Annotated in this window: 18 protein-coding genes and 1 tRNA gene; 4 read left to right on the forward strand and 15 right to left on the reverse strand. The window is 33.7% G+C overall.

Annotated elements, in window-relative coordinates; translation table 11 throughout:
• Positions 1 to 61: 61 nt before the first annotated feature.
• From RM51_RS13445 to RM51_RS13490, 10 genes are all read right to left on the reverse strand, one after another.
• A complete protein-coding gene (locus RM51_RS13445; protein ID WP_039370502.1) occupies positions 62 to 604 on the reverse strand; it encodes an SRPBCC family protein in 543 nt (180 codons plus the stop codon).
• A 10-nt stretch (positions 605 to 614) separates the two neighbouring features.
• Positions 615 to 986 carry a VOC family protein gene (locus RM51_RS13450; protein ID WP_039370504.1) on the reverse strand — a complete coding sequence of 124 codons (372 nt, stop codon included), beginning with the start codon at positions 984 to 986 and terminating at the stop codon, positions 615 to 617.
• Complete coding sequence (locus RM51_RS13455) at positions 983 to 1,387, reverse strand: hypothetical protein (protein ID WP_039370507.1); 405 nt, start codon at positions 1,385 to 1,387, stop codon at positions 983 to 985. Before RM51_RS13455 ends, RM51_RS13450 begins: the two co-directional genes overlap by 4 nt.
• A 2-nt stretch (positions 1,388 to 1,389) precedes the next feature.
• The gene (locus tag RM51_RS13460; RefSeq protein ID WP_039370511.1) at positions 1,390 to 1,860 is read right to left on the reverse strand and encodes a hypothetical protein; all 471 of its coding nucleotides are present in this window, start codon (positions 1,858 to 1,860) and stop codon (positions 1,390 to 1,392) included.
• A 62-nt stretch (positions 1,861 to 1,922) separates the two neighbouring features.
• Complete coding sequence (locus RM51_RS13465; protein WP_039370514.1) at positions 1,923 to 2,378, reverse strand: DUF1569 domain-containing protein; 456 nt, start codon at positions 2,376 to 2,378, stop codon at positions 1,923 to 1,925.
• A gap of 147 nt (positions 2,379 to 2,525) precedes the next feature.
• Complete coding sequence (locus RM51_RS13470; protein ID WP_039370516.1) at positions 2,526 to 3,734, reverse strand: ABC transporter permease; 1,209 nt, start codon at positions 3,732 to 3,734, stop codon at positions 2,526 to 2,528.
• A 2-nt stretch (positions 3,735 to 3,736) separates the two neighbouring features.
• A complete protein-coding gene (locus tag RM51_RS13475; RefSeq protein WP_039370598.1) occupies positions 3,737 to 4,690 on the reverse strand; it encodes an HlyD family secretion protein in 954 nt (317 codons plus the stop codon).
• An 18-nt stretch (positions 4,691 to 4,708) separates the two neighbouring features.
• A complete protein-coding gene (locus tag RM51_RS13480; RefSeq protein WP_039370518.1) occupies positions 4,709 to 6,118 on the reverse strand; it encodes a TolC family protein in 1,410 nt (469 codons plus the stop codon).
• 152 nt (positions 6,119 to 6,270) lie between these two features.
• A complete protein-coding gene (gene eco, locus RM51_RS13485) occupies positions 6,271 to 6,756 on the reverse strand; it encodes a serine protease inhibitor ecotin (protein WP_039370522.1) in 486 nt (161 codons plus the stop codon).
• Between the two features lie 42 nt (positions 6,757 to 6,798).
• Positions 6,799 to 12,747 (reverse strand): alpha-2-macroglobulin family protein, encoded by a 5,949-nt coding sequence (locus RM51_RS13490; protein WP_039370527.1) that lies wholly within the window; start codon positions 12,745 to 12,747, stop codon positions 6,799 to 6,801.
• Positions 12,748 to 12,765: 18 nt separating this feature from the next.
• On the opposite strand from RM51_RS13490, the gene RM51_RS13495 reads away from it, so the two are divergent.
• Genes RM51_RS13495 through RM51_RS13505 form a run of 3 tightly spaced genes read left to right on the forward strand, consistent with a single transcriptional unit; the run spans position 12,766 to position 14,899 of the window.
• A complete protein-coding gene (locus tag RM51_RS13495) occupies positions 12,766 to 13,521 on the forward strand; it encodes a UbiA prenyltransferase family protein (RefSeq protein WP_039370529.1) in 756 nt (251 codons plus the stop codon).
• A gap of 3 nt (positions 13,522 to 13,524) precedes the next feature.
• Positions 13,525 to 14,604: a DNA replication/repair protein RecF gene (gene recF / locus RM51_RS13500; protein ID WP_039370531.1), complete on the forward strand. Its 1,080-nt coding sequence runs from the start codon at positions 13,525 to 13,527 to the stop codon at positions 14,602 to 14,604.
• A gap of 1 nt (position 14,605) precedes the next feature.
• A complete protein-coding gene (locus RM51_RS13505) occupies positions 14,606 to 14,899 on the forward strand; it encodes a hypothetical protein (RefSeq protein WP_039370534.1) in 294 nt (97 codons plus the stop codon).
• On the opposite strand, the gene RM51_RS13510 is transcribed toward RM51_RS13505, so the two are convergent.
• The 3 genes from RM51_RS13510 to RM51_RS13520 all read right to left on the reverse strand — a co-directional run bounded on the left by RM51_RS13510 (position 14,877) and on the right by RM51_RS13520 (position 18,714).
• Positions 14,877 to 16,904: a recombinase gene (locus RM51_RS13510; protein ID WP_039370537.1), complete on the reverse strand. Its 2,028-nt coding sequence runs from the start codon at positions 16,902 to 16,904 to the stop codon at positions 14,877 to 14,879. The two genes, RM51_RS13505 and RM51_RS13510, sit on opposite strands and share 23 nt — an antisense overlap.
• Before the next feature lie 76 nt (positions 16,905 to 16,980).
• A complete protein-coding gene (gene mtgA / locus RM51_RS13515) occupies positions 16,981 to 17,625 on the reverse strand; it encodes a monofunctional biosynthetic peptidoglycan transglycosylase (RefSeq protein WP_039370540.1) in 645 nt (214 codons plus the stop codon).
• Positions 17,626 to 17,667: 42 nt separating this feature from the next.
• The gene (locus tag RM51_RS13520) at positions 17,668 to 18,714 is read right to left on the reverse strand and encodes an ABC transporter substrate-binding protein (RefSeq protein ID WP_039370543.1); all 1,047 of its coding nucleotides are present in this window, start codon (positions 18,712 to 18,714) and stop codon (positions 17,668 to 17,670) included.
• 59 nt (positions 18,715 to 18,773) lie between these two features.
• Between RM51_RS13520 and RM51_RS13525 the strand changes: the two genes are divergently transcribed.
• Positions 18,774 to 18,847: transfer RNA gene (locus tag RM51_RS13525), tRNA-Arg, on the forward strand.
• Here the strand turns inward: RM51_RS13525 and RM51_RS19300 are convergent.
• Positions 18,813 to 19,061, reverse strand: a complete 249-nt coding sequence (locus RM51_RS19300; RefSeq protein WP_131667079.1) for a hypothetical protein — start codon at positions 19,059 to 19,061, stop codon at positions 18,813 to 18,815. The two genes, RM51_RS13525 and RM51_RS19300, sit on opposite strands and share 35 nt — an antisense overlap.
• Before the next feature lie 156 nt (positions 19,062 to 19,217).
• Entirely contained in the window at positions 19,218 to 19,634 is a 417-nt protein-coding gene (locus RM51_RS13530; protein ID WP_039370601.1) for a response regulator, read from the reverse strand.
• Between the last annotated feature and the right edge of the window lie 7 nt (positions 19,635 to 19,641).

Raw genomic sequence — 19,641 nt, forward strand, 5'->3', positions numbered from 1 at the left:
TTTAGTTTTTGTATCAATTTTGAAATTCAAAAATCCTGAATACAAGATCTGAATATATAATTTATTGTTTTTCTGATAAGCTTTTCAGTCTTGAAAGACCTTTCTGATAATCTTTTCCAATAGCTTCTTCCATATTCATAAACAGCTTCATCAGTGTAAAAGGATAAGGAATTTTTGAAGTAAATCCCCAAGTTGCTTTGGTTCCATTTCCTTCAGGAACGATCGTCACATAGGCATCCGCTTCACTTTCATAAGGAGTCAGAAACTTAATCTGAGTATCAATTCTTTTATTGGCTTCATCTACTTTTTTCACTTCCTGACAGCCTTTTCCAGCATTTTCATTTTTACTTTCCCAACATACTTTTTCTCCCGGAAGACCTGTTACTCCGCTCCATTCTTTTTTCATGTTCGGATCAAGATCATTCCACGAGCTCCACACATCCATTGCTTTCAGTGTTTTGGTATTTTGCCATACTTTTTCAGCAGGAGCATTAATGGTTATTGATTTTTCATATTTGCAGTCTCCGGAAACGAATGCTGCAGCAATAAGAATTACAACAGGGATGATAGCTAAAACTATAAGAACTCTTTTAATTATTTTCATTGTTTCCTCTTTATCTGTGCTGATCGATTAAAATCATATTTCCGTCCGGATCTTTAAGGAAAATATGTTCAGGACCTTCTGTTGCTTCGTCTGCTTCTTTACTCAATTCCACCCCTTGACTTTTTAAATGTTTCTGAATATCACGAACATCGTCAAAAGCTTCAATGTTTTGTGCATTCTGATCCCATCCCGGGTTAAAAGTCAGCATATTCCCATCAAACATTGCCTGAAAAAGACCAATTAAATGATCTCCATTTTTCATAATAAGATAGTTATGTTCCATACTTCCGCCCATAGAACTGAAGCCTAGTTTCTCATAAAAGTCTTTTGATTTTTGTAAGTCTTTCACACTTAAGCTCACTGAAAATGCCCCTAATTTCATCCTTTATTTTTATTTAAAGCTAATTTATATCCTACTAAAACCAAACCCCAAACTGCTATTCCCAATACCCAAAACCAAGCCGGAGTCGGCAAAAGAACCATATTGTAGATGGTAAAAAACAGAAAGATAATTCCGCAAATCATTGCAGCGGTCGGTTTGTTATTATTGGCCACTTTCGTTGCAACAAACCCTGAAAGTAAAGCTCCCAACGCATAACCAAGAATGACAATAAATTTCCCCATGAAAGGTAAATTGTCAACATAAGCTTTGAATCCTTCAATATCATCGAGTTTCATACCTGCAGGAAACGGGTACAATGAATGTCCCAGTCTTTCCATCAGCCAAATACCGATAGAGCCTACTATAATTCCGGCAATAACGGCTAAAATTCTTCTTACCATGATTATTGATTTTTTATTCGGGTTTTAAAATCTAAACTTCCATCGTAGCTTTTCCAGCCACCAATCAGCTCAATATATTGTCCTTCGATTTTTTCGGTAGTTTTATTCCATTTGAAAGTATAGATAAATTTCCCCTGAAAAAGCCCGGAATGTTTCCCTTTGTTTTCTTCGGCCAATTCGTAAGTTCCGTACACCGTTCCGCTCTTTTTATTGTCTTTGTACTTGGTAATGGTAAATTTGCCTTCAAACTTGGCATATACTTTATCTACAAGAGAATATCCGGAAACAAAATATTCCTGATCATTTTTTTTATTCTGTTCTGAAATATTAATTTTCAGCTTGATAGCTTCTTTGTCGTTTCCAATAGTTCCCAGATAAGGTTTACTGTTATTTAACCAAACAGATGAGATATCTGGCATTTGAGCAAAGAAGAAATTGGAAACAAGAATGAGGAATAGTAAAGTTTTTTTCATGTGTTTTAAATATTAAATTGAATATAATTTTAGATGATCCTCAAAAAAATTCCTGGTAATATTTACACGCCGAATTGTGCCAAATGATGGTTCAGATGTTTTGCAAACATATTATTCCATTCCTGAGAAGATAATTTACCAAAAGAATGAGATTCTTTTCCATCAAAAGCAGAAGCACCCAACTGCTGAGTTTTTTGAATAAACCCAATCAGTCTTTTCTTTTCATCTTCAAAATTCTTTCTTCCTTTAACGATGAATTGCGGCGCTGTAGGAGAATCTCTTGGATATGATTTTTCACCTACTACTTTAGGCTTTACAAATCTTTTTAGAATAAATTTTGCAATAGCCCCAGGTTTTTTATGTTTTTCCGGCTCATAAACCATCTCATAAGACACGCTACAATGTGCTAACATTTGATCAACCGTCATTCTTCCCCAAAGACCGTGAGTGTCTTCTACAAGGTTATTTATCCTATCAATATAATTCTGAGCATCTTTGCTATCAAATACGTTTTCCATAGTTCATGTAATTGTTGAAAAACAAATATATCAGTTTTTTCTTATGCTTTTAAATTATTTTTAAAAATACCATCAAACAACTGATAAACAATTGTTTAAATTCCATTTTTAATATGATATAAAATATGAATTATTCTGTAATTGGATTTATAAATCTTCATTTTCCGAAATAGAATCCTGCTCTATATTTTCTGGTTTTATGAATCTGAAAATCAGCCAAAGTTTGATCTTCAGCGCAATCCATCCCAAGATAATATACACGATTAAAAGAACGCCTAAATGCTGTAAATAGGGATAAGTAAGCTCTACAGAACCTTTTTGTATTAAAAGAATTTTAAAAGCCTGTAAAAAAGGGGTCAAAGGAATAATATTCGCAATAAACTGTACAAAAGCAGGCATTGCATTTAAAGGCCATGTAAAACCACTGATGATAAATGCAGGAGAAGCAATGACCATTAAGATCTGTGTTGCTTTCAACGAATCCGGAATTAGTACACTTACCAGAACACCTAGGAAAGAAACCGATCCTACAAAGAAGCTTGTAATAAGGATAAAATTGAGAATTCCCTGCGGCATAGGAACTTTAAAGATCATGTGCATGAAATAGTACATTCCTACGATCAGGATTGAGAACACCCATATCGGAATAACTTTGATAAGCATTGTTGGAAAAGCCCATCTTCTCATTTTACTATATTCTTTAATGAAAGTCCCGCCCTGAAATTCTGAAGCAAAACTTACCGCCATTGCCAAAAGAATCACCTGCTGTAAAACTACCGCCAACATTGCTGGCCACATGAAAATAAGGTAATTCCCGGTCGTATTGAAAAGGGTAATATAATTGGCTTTAAAAGGTTCATATTGAGTCGCGGCTTTCGTCGCAGGCATTCCTGCTTTTTGAAGTGCTTTTATGGAAACTCCAGCCGAAAATGTTCCAATCGTTAACTGTAATGCTTTAGATGCAAAATTGGCAGTCAAAACATTCCCTGTATTCACATATACATTAAGCTCTGGATATTTTTTCTGAAGTATGGATCCCTCAAATTTTGATGGGATAATGACAACCGCAGCGGCTTCGTATTTGATGACCTCATCCTGCATGCTTAAAGGCTCCTGCAAATACCGGATTACTTTAATACTTTTGTTGTCTTCCAGCATTTCTGTAAGCTGATTTGATAAAGGGGTGTTATCTCTATCAATCACTAATACTGGTGTATTTTCTACTTTTCCGCTTTCATAAACAAACCCCAACAAGGTAGCATAGAAAACCGGAGCCAGAAAGAAAACGGTTCTCAATGTAGAATTTCCAATAAACAACCGGAATTCTCGTTTTAAAAGTCGGAAAAACTCTTTCATATTTATTTCAGAATAACGTTTGAATTGACTAGAAAATTTTTCGCTTTTCTCATATCTGTTGGCTTGACCTTAATTTCATAAATAGCGTCCTGCAACTGATAATCCGGATACGCCGTGGTAATATCTGCATATCTCGTTAACTGTTTGATATACAAAATTTTTCCTTCCAGATTTTCTTTATTGTAAGTAACCTCCATATTCACAGTCTGCCCTTGTTTATATTTTGAAATTTGGCTTTCAGGAACTGTAAATCGAAAAAAGGTACTGTCAGGAATATAGCCATTAAACAATGCAAAACCTGCAGTTGCCAATTCTCCGGTGTTCAAACTGATGGTTTCAATTTCCATGTCATTGGTTGCGATCACATATCTTTCGGAATAGGCTACATTTGCTTCCTGTAAAGCTCCTTTAGCCTGAGAAGCCTGTCCTGCTGCCATTTCTACTTTTTCGAAACGGGTTCCTCTTTCTACGTCATCCAATTCCGCAATCACAGCATCATATTGTGCTTTAGCACCCTGCATTTTGGCATACACCTCATCATAAGCCTGTGGTGACATCAAACTGTCACGATACATATTGGAAGCTCTGCGAAAAGACTTTTGCGCAAAATCATACTGTTCTTTCAAGCCTTTATATTTTGCCTTCAATTGTTTTAGCTGATCTGCAGTTGCCCCGTTTTTAGCCATTTGTTCCTGTGCGGTTGCAGCACTTACTGCGCCTTGAGCCTGAGCAATTTTTGCCGAAACTTCCGGTACATCCAGCAAAGCCAACGTATCTCCTTTTTTTACGGTTTGACCTTCTGTAACGTATATTTTTAAAATTCGCCCTGTCACTTTCGGAGCAAAGGAAATCACTTCTTTTTTAGTTTTACCTTCTGCAACATTCAATTCATTTTTTTTATTGCAGCTTCCTAACAGAAGCAGAACAGCAAACAAGAGGGATATATGTTTTTGCATCATCTTGGGTTTAAATCGTTAGTAAAATTTAGTGATATCCAATTCCTGAGTAGATCTCATGAGCTCTATTCCTGCTCTTCTTTGGTTGAAAATCGCGTTCTGATATTCCAGTTCTACAAGTTCCAGATCATTTTCTGCATCTATAAGCTGAGATGATTTGCTCATTCCGTATCTGAATTCTTTTTCAGCCTGAGTCAATGCATTTTTTGCCAACTCTTTTTCTTTCGCTTTTAAAGCAATCTGAGCGGTTGCGATGTCATAATTGGTTTGATTATTCGCTAAGTTTAAGGTCAATTTTTTTAAAGCATCTTCTTTTTGATTCTGAAGAACTTCCTTACCTATTTTGGCGGTCTCTTCCGCATGTTTTCCCTCTTTACCGTCAAAAATTTCCCATTTAAAGCCTACACCAGCAGTAATTAATGGTAGAATATTAATATTCGTAGGTTTCCAGTCTAATTTCGCGCCTCCGTATCCAAGTTCAGGAATCGCAGGAATTATATTTTCAGAGGTTTTAATTCTGTTTCCATATAATCCAATATAGTATGCAGAAGCCATTAACTGAACTTTAGGAATCATCCATGTTCTTTCTGCTTTTATTTTATAATCTGCCGCTACAATACCGTGATTTAAAGCCTGAATTTCTGCTCTCTGTTCAATCCCTTTTTCTGCAGCCATTAATTCTACAGGTTCTAGTGCAGGTTCAATGAGTTGTAAACGTTCTTTACTGATACCTGTAAAAATGTACAGCTGAGTAAGGAGAAGTTCTTTTTTTCCTTCGTATTCAACAATTTTAGCGTTTAAAGTCGCTTGAGCCAGTTCAATTTTTTTATGATCGTAAGGCGTAATCAAACCATAACCTAGCGCTTTATCTGCCGTTTTTCTATTGATATCCAGTCTTTTTTTGCTTTCATCCAATACTCTTTTCGACTGATGGATTAAGGCTAACTGATCGTACGCTCTTGAAACATTGGCTATCACCTCATCTTTCGTTTTGGTCAACAATATATCTTCTGATATTTTCTTTTCTTCAATTGCTTTTTTCAGGTATTTTACTTTTCCACCAGAATACACCAACATTTTCGCATCGGCTTTGGCAATTCCAGAAAACCCTGAAATATTCAAATTGTTATTAAAATATCCTTTAGGAATTTGAATAAAAGGAGCTAAATTAATTTCCGGAGAGGTTAAACGAACTGTTGCATTGAGATAACCGGCTTGCCCACTCATTTCAAGAGTAGGCAGAAAAATATCTTTCAGTTTATGCTCATCGAGATCGGTAAGTTTGTTTTGGGTAATTTGCATTTTGAGATCAGAATCCCGAACCATTGCACTGTCTAAAAGCTCTCTGAAATTCGGAGCAGACTGCGCCCAACCGAAAGTTGGAAACAATAAAAAACCAAACGTAAAAATCAATAAATTGTTTTTCATAGTTCCTGTTTCTAACAAATATAATACAAAAAACTCTTAAATCCCAGAATAAAATTCTATAAATAGTGAATTTAATTAAAATTAATATTAATCGTTATTCACAAAAAATCCCCACAAATATTTGTGGGGATTTTTTCTTTATAAATAGTCATTTATCTTTGAACTGCTTTTTTCATTACATCGGGTTTAAGAACTCGGTAACGAACTTCCATATCTTTTGGAACGTAGAAAACTAAAGGTAATTTACTATTATATCTTACCGTTTCAGGCTGAAGAGAAACAAATTTTTTGGTCAGTTTTTGATCCGGACAAGCCATCAATGTTCCGCCTGTCTCTCCTTTTGATTCTACTTCGTAATAATTGTATCCCCAACCTTGAAGATCCTGATTATTCACTTTTCCCATCAGGAAATGCTTGTTACAGTCTAACATTTTTTCTACTCCAACAAAAAACTCAACTTTTAAATCGCTTTCATTTTTTGCAATAGGAAGCTGGATGTATACTTGCTTAAATCCTTCTTTTGCTTTCGGGAACATTTCAATCTGTAATTTCTCAAACTTTTCAGCTTTCTTCTGAGCAAATGTATTTACTCCCACAAACATAATCAACCCAGCAATAATTGTTTTTGAAAATTTCATATTTTTTGTATTTAATTTTTACTAATTCTTTAAAGCCAAAAATCATTCCAAAATCTGCACATTGCTTCCTTTTGTGTGACTATTCATCTGCGGAGCATAATAATTCTGCATAGTCGTAATCCCATTTGAGAACTTTCCTGATGCATTCGCAACATAATCATATTCGAAAACATATTTACCTTTTGGCATATATTGAATATAGAAATTTGTAGACGCATCTTTAGTAGATTGATAATATCCTAAATTGTTTTTCCACTGATACCCTGAAAGCACATCTATAGGCTCAAATCCCGCCGCTCTCATATCTTTAATATGAATAAACTCCATAGGACGGTCTGTGTTCAGAATCATTTTAACAGTTACTTTATCTCCTACTTTTAATGGTGTTTCCGGTGAGATTTTTTGCAATTCTTCACCGTTCACTGTCTTTATTTTTTTATACAGCTCTTTGGTGATAGAAATATAATTTTCAGAAGATTTTATCTTATCCAAATCCTCATAATATTGCCAGAAAAATCCTCCCTGAACAATTCCAGGCCCTGGTTTTGTTACGGTTACAGTTGCCAAATTTTTATCCACAGCATCAGTTTTTACAGATGACTTTACATATCCTGTTGCCTGAGTTTCCGGCTTCAGTTCTTTGCCGCCCCAAACAATGGTTGCTTTATCACTTTCAGTACTTGTCCATGATTTTCCGGAATTTAAGATGGTGAAAATCACTTCTGACGTTCCTCTTGAACTACCCCATGAATTCACTTCTTTTTGGGTGATCAGCCAAATTTTCATGTCTTCAATGAATTTTTGATCGTTTGGTTGTAAGGTATTGAAAGCTTCCAATGCACCTGCTTGGTTCACCACTTTAGAACTGAACCAACCCCAATCATCCAAATTTTGTTTCCAGTATGCTCCCTGAGTTTTTGAATCTACGGAAGTTTCCTTTAAATAGGTTATTAATTTATTGGAAACATCTTTCAATCCATAATCATTCATCAGCAGAGCCGCTCTATGCAATCCGAAGAATGTGAAATCCGTAATTTTTGCAGTTTTTGCTTTTTGTTTCAGTAATGATTTCAAAGTAGCTCCTTTACCTTTTAGTGGATATAGTTTTTCCCAGTAATTTCGCGTATCCAGATAATCTATAGCCCAGTTGCTCCAGACATTATCTTTCTTTGCATCCCAATATTTGCTGATCTCATTGTCTATATATGTTACCAAATCCTTAACCAATTCTTTCTGTTCTGCGCTTTGATACTCTTTCGCATTATCTTTCAGCCAGACATTGATTTTTCCTAAGTTTTTCAAAATATACAACGACATTGAATAAGAACTCGGATAGCCTTGATACCACGAAAAACCACCATCCGGATTTTGCAGTTTTTTGAAATCATCCCAGTCTCCCTGAATTGTATTCCGCATCGTATTGACATCAAATAAAAGTGAAAGTTTCTGCATTTGTTCGCCTTCATTTTTACTTTCCAGTACCCAAGGTGTTTCTTCCAATAACAAAAGCTTCAATTCCTGATTTTTTTCAAGATTTGAATTCAATAATCCTTTGTTCTGATATTCTTCAAAAACGGTTTTCATTTTCGGATTGGCTTTAAATATTTCTGAAGCCAACACATCAGCAAACCATTTATTAAAGGTCACATCAGCTGAATTATTCTGATCATTTTTAAGACTTGGAAGCGCAAACATGATTTCCCAGATCGGATTAGTTGTCAGCTCTAAAGTATTTGAAACATTGGAAATCGTTGTCGAAGTCGCATTTTTAAGATTATCCAGCTCGAAAGTTTTTATTTCTCCTTCTTTCACAAAAATTGGTAAAGCGTCTGTCACCAACATTCTGTTTGGTAAAACAGCAACTGCTTTTTGTTCTCCATCAGAATATTGTCCGGCTTTTGCTACAACTTTCAAAATGATTGAAGAAACATTATTCGGAACTTTTATCTTCCATGTTAAAGCAGTATTTCCGTTTTCATCTAATGAAAAAGCCTGTTCTCTATTATAACCAGAAACCGCCGTTAATGTTCTTAATCCAAATTTTTCTGAAATATCTTCATTGGTAAATGCATCAAGAATTTGTAACTGAGCAGAACCATTCAGTTTTTTGTTCGTTAGATTTGAAAGTTTAGACTGAAGATTCAGTTCATCTCCTTCTCTTAAAAATCTCGGATAGTTTGGCGTTACCGAAAATTCTTTCTGAGTCACCACTTCTTTTTCCAATGTTGCAGCTCTTGCATCTTTGGTATGGGCAAGGAACATCAGCTTCCATTTTGTCAATGCTTCCGGAGAAGTAAATTCAAAGCTTACATTTCCTTCAGAATCTGTTTTCAAGTCCGGATAGAAGAAAGCGGTTTCGTTTAGATTCTGACGGACAGGAACTTTATTTAAAAGTTCATCATCTTTATCAAGAACACCATCTCCATCTGTATCATCATAAATAACGTCCGTATATTCTTTTTTCTCTTCTTCCGTTAATTGTCTGCCTGAATTAAGAATATCAATAGCAGCATCATCCATTCTTACAGATTGTAATCTCATCCTTGTTGATTCAGCAGTTTTTGCAGCTTTCATTGGAGCTGGAACAACATTATTCTGTATTGATACACCTGCTGCTATCCCTTGTAAAGAATATAATACTCTTGTATCAAACCATTCAAAACCTGGAACTTCTACTTGCCTTCCATTAAAATATTCCATGTTTTTTTGATAATACTTCTGACTTAGATATTGTCTCATATCATAAGAGGTTACACTTGAAGTTGGTACATAGAAATTATACCAATTAAATCTATTGACAGCAAATTTATCCAGAGACATATCGTACATATTGGCCAAAACTTCTGCATTGATTTTCTCCTTATCACCTCCTAAAACTTTTACAGACCATTTTTCCTTTGAATTGGGCTGAATTTTATCTCTAAAAGTAATAGTCTCAATTTTTAGTGCTTTTTCTTCAGCATCTTTTATGGCAAGATTTACGGATGTCGTCTGAACATCATTAAACGCAACAATCTGAAATTGTACATTTAACGTTTTTCCATTATTCTCTTTTGGAATTTCTGTAGTATATTCTAAAATTCCATTTTTAAACTGATGAACCTCTGAAATTGTTTTTCCTGATCCGTTCTGAATAAAAACATTTACCAAAGCATCCGGAATTGAAGAGTAAGCATACAAAACAGCTTTTTCGCCTCTTGCAAATTCTTTTTTGGAACCTAAAACCGTAAGGAATGTCTTTTGATAGCTTGGTAAAGAATTTTTATTCCACACACTGAAATTTTGAACCGTTTTTATGGTGTCTTTCCCCTCAATATTATACAATTCAAGTTTATAAATTCCTGCTTCTAACTTTCCAAGATCAAGAGACTCTTCATTATGAGTCGTTCCATTCAGAATAGTAGATAGAACTTTAAAGTTTTCCTCTTTATCATTTTTATCATACAGATCATGCGGGAATTTGCTTATGAATTCTTCTTTTGAGAATTTAGGTACATCCTGAACTTCAGATCTAAAGTTATTTCTAAAAATTCGGTCAGGAGACTGCAGTTTTGAAAGCTTTACCTGATACGATTTTTTAAGAATTTGTTCATTGTAATTTTTTGTATCTACTTTTACTTTCACGTTTTCATCTGAGAAAACATTCTCGATTCTCTCAGCTTGAATGTAGTGAGAAACCGAAGCCACTTTCAGTTCCGTATCTGCTGTTTGAGTCTCACCGTTAATATCAGTTACAGATGCATTAATTTCATAATTATCAATCTGAATTCCGTCTAATTTTTCATCTTTTTTAAGATCCAGCTTAATGATAAATTCTCCTTTTTCGTTAGTTTTTGCTTCTCCTAAAATCGAATTTTCATTGTCATCATTTTGTGGATACCAGCTAAAATATCTCCAACGAATATTGCGTTTTCTGATTTCATAATTTACCGTTGTATTACTTAAAGCAACTCCGGAAAACATCATTGCTTTTCCTTTCAGGCTGATCGTTTGTCCGTATTTGTACTCCTCTTTTACAGGATCAAACGTAACTTCAAACTTTGGTCTTTTGTATTCTTCCACCCTAAAGTTATAATATTCATCATTTTCTGATGTTCTTAAGTAGAATGTTCCATTCAATTTACCTTTCGGAAGGATAAAACTTCCATGATAAGAACCAAATTCATTGGTCGTAAACGTTTGTGAAGAAACTTCCTGACCATTGGTGTCTGTAAGTGTAATTTTTTGTTGTAATCCGGCAATCACAGATTCAATTTCTTTGTCACGCTGTGTATTGATGACTTTAAAATAGACCGTTTGCCCAGGTCTGTAAATGGCTCGGTCTGTGAAAATCTGAGCTTTAACACTCTTCTTATCTTTATTTTGATTGGCTGTATTAACTGGTCTATCCCCTAGAATTTCCATCATCTGGAAATCATTTGTTTTTGGCTGTCTGATCAAGAAAGTTCTGTAATACCCTTTATTGGTGGTTTCCGGGAATCTGAAAACTCCTTTATCATCGGTTTTCCCCTCTGTTTTTGTTAATGTTTTATTAGCAACAAATTCATAAAAAGAAATATTTTCATTAATCGCAGGTTTTCCATTCTCACTGTTAACTAATTTCAATTCATCTGACAACTGTCTCCTATTATCCGTCTTTGCCTGATAAATAATTTTGTGGTCTGAAACCAAAAAATAAAAATCTTTTTCAGTTTCAGAATCCTTATCATTAATTCCGGAAACAGCATATTCCACAACATAAATTCCCGAAGGAAGCGGATTTATTTCCAAAGATGTTGTATGGGTTTTAAAATCTTTAGGATCATCTAGTTGATAGGTTTCCTTTCTAACGAGTTTCTTTTTAATCTTACTAAATGTGTTTAGATAAGAATTTTCTGCATATTGTAAGAAAGATGTCAAATCATCTTTCACTTCATAAATAGCAATTGAAAAAGCTGGAACATTTTTGTATTCCGCTACAAAATGAATCGGTTTATTACTTTGCGTCTCTTGTTCGTATTTGATCGTTAAAGAAGGATTCAGAATTTGATTTTCCTTATTTTTAATATTATCAATAAACTTAGATTTCGGATATTGAGCTTTTGCCTGATTGATATATACAAAAGCTTCTTTTTGTTTGTTCTTATTGATCAGTTCTTCTACAATATCATCAATAATCAACACTTTATAATCACCATTCACCTCAGATTTCAAAAGAGTTTGAAGTTGCTCCAACTTATCTTTGCATCGGTTAAAATCACAGTTATCCTGTAATTTTTTATGCATAAAATATAATTTGGAGTTTTCTGTATTCTGAGCAATTAATTCGTCATAAATCCCATTAACAGTACCATGATTTACTTCCAGCTCATTTTTAGTAAAAAGATCATTGCTCGAAAGAAAATCTATTTTTTTTACTGAATACCAATCCCATAAAGTCGGGAAATAGGAAATATAATCACTATATGAAAAAACATTTTCATATTTTTTAAGAGCTATTTTTCTCATTTCAGCTTTTTGCTGGTCAAGCTCCTGATAATTTTTATTCAGATAATTTTTAAAATCAAGCGTACTCCAGATTTCAATTTCAGAAGTATCCTGAGAATTAAGATTAGTTCTGCTACGGATTTGCCATGAATGTTCTCTATAATAATCCATGAGAAAACCGTTTAATAAGACCTCAAAGACAATCTTATCTTCACCTTTTAATTGTTTCTGAGCACCTTGAAGTTTTTTGAAAAGCTGACTTACAGAATCGTTTTTATCATCATCACTTGCCTGATTTATGATGCTGAATTCTCCTTTTAAAGACTGTATAAGCTGTAAAATATTATTTTCTTTCATCGCCTGTTTTTGTATATCTAAAATGATGGGAAGACTCGATTTGTATATACCTTTCTGAGAATTAGCAGATACTTTTTTCCATTGATCATCATAATATTTCTGAGCAAAAGCAACAGAAAAGTTCAATAGGAAAAGCAAAAGCAGAAAAATCTTGGAATTTTTTTTCATAAATGTTATTTTTGATAAATGAACCTTTTAAAAATACTGAAAAAATCCGTCATCGACAGTCAATTGTATGTGTCTTTAATGGGAACTCTTTTTGCAGTGTTTTTCATGGAAGAGCAAAATACATTCCGTTTGCCGAGTGTTGTTTTAATTTTCATTACCTATTTCAGCGGTTATCTTTATACGAAGTATCAGCAAACTAAACATTTTTTTAAAATTCTTATTCTAAATGGTATTGCAGGGATTATCTGTGCATTTCTGATTTATCATAATCATAATGAAATACGATTGGTAAAATGGTTTGTGATTGTGGTTTTAGGACTGCTTTACAATAGTTTCTTTCTCGATGTTTATATTCGTAAAATTCCACTTTTAAAAGTATTTTATGTCGGGTTGGTTTGGGCTTTAGTCAACTGTTGGCTGACTCTGCCTGAGTTTAATTTCCCTATTTTTTTTATCAGCTTATTTTTTATTACGGCATTGGTTTTACCCTTTGATATTCGGGATATGAAGCGAGATACGGTTCAGACTTTTCCTATGCTAATTGGAGTTCAAAACACGAAATACATTGCTTATCTACTTATTTTTATAAGTAATCTTCTTTCTGCATTGTATCTGGATTCAGACTTTGCTATTTCATTTTTTCTCTCAAGTATCATCTCTTATATTTTAATCTACTTTTCTGAAAATGAGAGAAGTGATGCTTATTTTTCATTCGGAGTAGAAACCTGTTCTGCACTTCCTTTTTTATTTTTACTAATAATGGAGTATTTTTGACAAATGATTATTAAGAAACTTTCCCTGTACAATTTCAAAAACCATTCTGAAAAGAAATTTGAATTTTCTCCGCAAATCAATTGCTTTGTAGGAAATAATGGTGTGGGGAAAACCAACCTTCTGGATGCACTTCATTATCTTTCTGTGGGTAAAAGTTTTTTAGGAAACACCGATCTTAATAATATTATGAAAGACGAGGATTTCTTTACGATTGATGCTGAAATCCAAAGTAATGACAGTGAAGACAATATCAAAATCCTTCAGCCTAAAGAAGCCAAAAAAGTCATTAAAAAAAATGACAAAAGCTATGATAGAATGGCAGATCATATCGGATATTTGCCGAGTGTGATGATTTCACCTTATGATTCTAATCTAATTTCAGATTCCGGAGAAAGCAGAAGAAAATTTCTGGATTCTATGATTTCTCAAACCGATTCGGAGTATCTTTTTGATTTAATTCAATATCAAAAAACAGTTCAGCAGAGAAATGCCTTATTAAAATATTTCGCTAAAAATCGTGTTTGGGATAAAGATTCGCTGGAAATTTATGATGATCCGATTTCTAAATTCGGAACCAAGATTTTTGAAAAAAGACGAACTTTTGTTGAAAAACTCAACCCGATTGTCCAGAATTTCTATCAGATTATTTCCGGAGGAAAAGAAACAGTTTCTGTCATTTATGAATCCCATTTACTGAATGATTCTTTTGAAAATCTATTAAAAGAAAGCGTGGAAAGAGACAGAATGCTGACTTACACTTCAAAAGGAATTCACAAAGATGATCTTCTTTTTGAAATGGATGGTGTTTTGATCAAGAAGATAGGTTCACAAGGACAACAAAAATCCTTTTTAATTTCTCTAAAACTAGCACAAATGAGTTTGGTGAAAGAATTAACGAATAAAACTCCTATTCTTCTATTAGACGATATTTTTGATAAGTTAGATGATCACAGAGTTTCTCAATTAATTGAATTGGTCAATCAGGAAAACTTCGGACAGATCTTTATTACCGATACTCATAGAGAACGTACAGAAAGTGTGGTGAAAAAGATTAATGAAGAGAGTATAATTTTTGAGATATAATATGAAGAAGAAAAAACGCGAATACCAATCCTCAGAGCTTGTAAAGTCTTTTGCAAGAATTCATGGTTTTGAAGGTAAACTTGTCGCTTTTGAAATCAAAGATTTCTTGGAAGAATATCTTGATGAAAGTCTTTTCCGTGAAATAAAAAGCGTAAATATTGAAGACCGTTGCGTGATTATAAAAATCAATTCCCCTTTATTGAAACATGATTTTCAGCTTCGTAAAAGCTTTTTCTTGAAAAAATTCCAGGCTCAGTTTGGGGAAGAAAAATTTAATGATCTTCAGATTTTGTAATGGTACTGTTTCTTAAATCATCTGCTTTCTGATCCAATTTTGAACGTAACGGGATAAAGAACCTCAACGGATTTTTCAAAAAGTATCTGAAGATTTCTTTATAGATCTCACTTACCTGACCAAAGTTTAATTTTCTTGATCTGAATGCCAAAAACATGGAAAGTGTAAAGCTTACCAGAAAATTAAAGAATCCAATAAGGAAAACCGTCACAAAAGAAAGCCAGAATGTATAGGAATCTACCGAAAAATCTTTTCCATAAAGACCTAAAGCAAAGTTTCCGGCAGCAAAGGTAATATGGCGAATATCTAAGTCTAGTCCTAAGAATAATCCTACAGGAGCTGTAGCTCCCAAAAAGACCCCAAACCAAAAATTGGATATAATTCCCGGCCAGTTTTTAGCATAATATTTTGAGAGGCCTTTCGCGAATTTCTTTCCAAAGAATTTTCTGAGAGACAAGTTTTTGGCAATACGCTCCGGAATCTGATAGAAGACAGAATTGTTCCCGATATTTCCCGAAATAATCCCCGAGATAAAAAGATAGAACCCTGCAATACTCGCATGCAAAATCGCTTTTGATTTAAACGGATCAAGATCCTTCAACAGTTTATCGGATCTGTCTATCGCCATATTCTGAGAGGTAAAAACATCTAATCCATAAATAATGATCAATGCAATCGGAAATGAAAGTAAAACGTTTCCAACAAAAGCAATAAACTGGCTTCTGAATAACTGGGAAACAAGATGGGCAAATTCTGTATTATTTCTTGTCCTTCCTCCTTCTTCCGAAAGTACCTTGGTCATCGTTGCTGCCGTCATTGCAGGTTGCTTGGTCGCCAATGTGAACCCCATCAGATAAATCATGACAAATCCCATTGCATAATTCATCGAGTATAAAAAAGCATGGAAAAAATCACTTCCGGGAAAATATCCGTAAAGCATTTTTAGCACACACAAAGCACCTACAATGATCCCTCCTCCACTGGCTTTGTAGAACATTTTCATATATTCTTTTCGGGAAGAGGTAATATAATGACTTCCGGTTTCTGCCGTATGATTGGTGATGAGATGGGAAAGCAACCTTGTACTATCGTTAATAAGCTCAGAAATATTATTCTTGTGAGATTTATATCTTAAAATATTAAATATCAATTGCTTAGAATTAATAAAAATATCTTCATCTTTATCAATTACTAACAACTGAACAATCTCATAAATTCTATTGGTCTGTTGACGGATTTTAAGCAAAGACTGGTTGATTTTACCTGAAATACCGTATTTGGAAGAGTTTTTAAAAGCAATCGTTACAAATTCCAAGCATTGTTCGGCATAAATTTTTATCTGCTTATATCGGCTGTCTTTGGAATGAAGCTGAAGCTCTGGATTCTTTTCAAGTTCTTCGGCAAGTCCTTCCAATTCGTTTTGCAGTGCCAAAAACGGATTATCAAAATTCCTGTATTGTGGAGCCATTCTCACCACCTCAACTTCCATTGCCATTCCTGTCACACGCCAAGAAAGAATGTTCATAGCAAAGAGCAATTCTTTCTTTACCAAAGGCTTTACAATAAAATCTGAAGCATCAAGCAGATTTAGGAATTCGTCAACTTCATTTTCAGGAAGGTTCTGAAAGTATTTCAGGTCTTTTTGTGGACTTAGACTTACATTATCAATCATATACCACACCGTATTTTCATTTTCTACAGGTGGCAGAACTTTATTTAAGATTCGTTTTTTAAGTTCCGGAAAGAAAGAATTTTCAGATAAGATATTAGCTTCCGTCAACGATAAATTAAAAGGTCTTCCTTGAAAAATATTATGGATATAATATTTAAAGTTTTCTGTGAATTGAGGATTACTTTTAAAAAAGTTGAGTACATCCGTAAAGTCTGTCCTTTTTATGCTCTCTAAAAAGTCTGCAAAAGGCTCTAGAGAAAGGGTTTCGTTCTTAAAGGAAAAATATTTTTTAAGAACAGACTCAAAGTTTGTGCTGGAATTAAAAAGCTTCATTAGTACAAAGATACTAAACTTGTTTCAACTTCTTAAAAACTATAAGAGATACCTTTCCTTTATATTTTAACAGGTCTTACTTCAGACTTACATTTCTCATCTGTCTCATAATCCAGTTGTGTTTCTTTCTCAAATATGCGGAAGGATTTTTAGGATCATATTTTTTCGGATTTGGAAGAACAGCCGCAATCCAAGCCGCTTCAGAAGTTGTAAGATCTTTTGATGATTTTCCAAAATAATATTTTGAAGCAGCTTCTATCCCGAATACTCCTTGTCCCATTTCGATAGAATTCAGATATCTTGCTAAAATAACATCTTTACCCCAAGCTTTTTCAATAATAAAAGTATAAATAGCTTCCAGTCCTTTTCGAAACCAACTTCTACCCTGCCAAAGGAAAATATTTTTTGCGGTTTGCTGTGAAATTGTGCTTCCTCCTCTTATTTTTTTCCCTTTTTCATTATGCTCCATTGCTTTTTCGATAGCAGAATAATCAAAACCATCGTGCATAAAAAATTTCTGATCTTCAGAGGCAATAACAGCTTTTTTTACCCTGTCTCCCATTTCATCATAAGAAATATAATCTCTTTGAAGTTTTCCATATTCGAAAAGACCTCCGATCTGTGTAATGGTAATAGGCGGATTAAAAAATCGTCCCCAAACGATAAATAAAACGTTCAGAATAAGAATGATAAAAATAATCTGTTTAATTTTTTTCCACATAAGTTCTAAAAAAGAAAGACAAAAGTAAATAAATCTGTTGAGTTATTGTAACTCTTTCATGTAAGTAAGTTGATAATCGGGTAATAATTCAGGATGAAAAATTTTAATATAATCTTTCAGTACCCAATCTGCTCTTACGATACCGCTTTCGAAGAAATCATTGGCTTTTTCTTTTTCTCGACCTGCAATTCCATAAACATAGCCTTTATTAAAAACATCCAGTTTGCTGTAAAAAGGATTCATATTCAGCATCTCTTTCTTAGAAGTATGGCTTCCCGCGTTTACCCAGTATTTAACTCCTTTAGCTGTTGAAAATACTTGCTCAAAGCTCATCGTTACCGCTTTTTCTTCATTGTTATCTTTAAGAATATACTGAGCATTTGCATCTGAAATATAATTAGCCACAGAGGTTTTCCCTCCCGGAAGATACCAAACATCACCATACATTTCATTAGCCAACACCAAAGGCTTTTCTGTTGATTTTAAAGCCAATTGTTTAAGCTCATTATAATTTTTCTCTATTTCCGCATATTCAGCTTCAGCTTTTTGATCCATTCCCAACAGTTTTCCGAAAAGCTTTATGTATGCTGTTTTCTCCAACGGTTTTTGCTCCATATATTCATCCAAAAATATGACCTGAATCCCATTGTTCTTTAGCAATTCATAAGTATTATCAAAACTGGCAACATGATTGGTAAAGATTACATCAGGTTGTAAGGAAATAATTTTTTCCACATCATATTTCTGCTCATTCCCTACATTTTGAATACTCCCTTCTTTGATTTTTCTTTGAATTTTTTCAGAAAAAATATATTCCGGACTTGAAACTCCTACAATTATATATTCAGCTCCCAATTCAGAAATATATCCTGCCATACTTGCATTTAGCAATACCACTTTCTTAAAGGGAATCTGACTTTTCTTAAAATCATAGGTAAACTTGCCTGATTTTAGCTTTAAAACATCTCCATCTTCATTATACTGTACATATTTTGAAATAGAAATCCATTGAGAGGATGAAATTTTTGGGTCTCTTTTACAAGAGATTAGCGTACAAATCGCAAATATTAGAAAAATTCTCAGTTTCATCTTTCAAAGAAAAGAAAAAAGCGCTATATTTGCAAACCTTTAAACAACAAGGTAACAACGGGCTCGTGGCGCAACTGAATAGCGCATCTGATTACGGCTCAGAAGGTTACAGGTTTGAATCCTGTCGAGCTCACAAGACCGACATTTGAAGATTTCACTCTTCGATGTCGGTTTTTTTCATTTCCTAATCCGTTGTTATACTGGTAGATACATTGAGCAACAATATTCATTTTAGGTGTTTGAAAACTTTTTCCGTCAAATTCGACTTTTTGGGGAAATATCAAACACCCAATCATTCTTTTTGTTTGAAGATCTCCCTGCTGATAAAGGTTTACAAGGTTTTTCATCCCGTCAAGTGTATTTTCTATTTTTGTTTTGGTTACTATATACTTAAATGTACCAGTCTTATTTTTACACTGAAAAATCAATTATACTTCTCTATAAACGGATGATATGAAAAGTATTTTTAACATACGATTTAAAATAAAATGGAAAAGAATTTTCTAAAAACCTTTTAGCTTGTCTTGTGATATTTCTTCTTTAATTTTTAAAATTTTCTCAGTAGCTTCAGTTATTTTCTCACAAACATTCGCATCTTTCACCAGATAATCGAAAGCACCATACTTTAATGCAGTCACCGCCATATCAATATTTTCTTGTGCGGATACCATAATTACGTAAATATTCGGATCATAACGTTTTATTTTTTTCAAAACTTCAAACCCGTTCAGGTCTTCCATATTATGATCCAGAAAAATAATATCAGGCTTTTGATAAAGTTCGTCCAGGCATTCTTCTCCATTGCTGAATGAGGTAATATCCTCGTAATGAAGATTTTTAAGATACTGCTCATAGACTGTAGCACAAAATTTATCATCGTCTACAATAAAGAATTTTAAATTTTGATTATTTATTTCCATTTTTTTT

Origin of the sequence: Chryseobacterium taiwanense (genome assembly GCF_000813825.1) — a bacterium.
Classification (GTDB): domain Bacteria; phylum Bacteroidota; class Bacteroidia; order Flavobacteriales; family Weeksellaceae; genus Chryseobacterium; species Chryseobacterium taiwanense.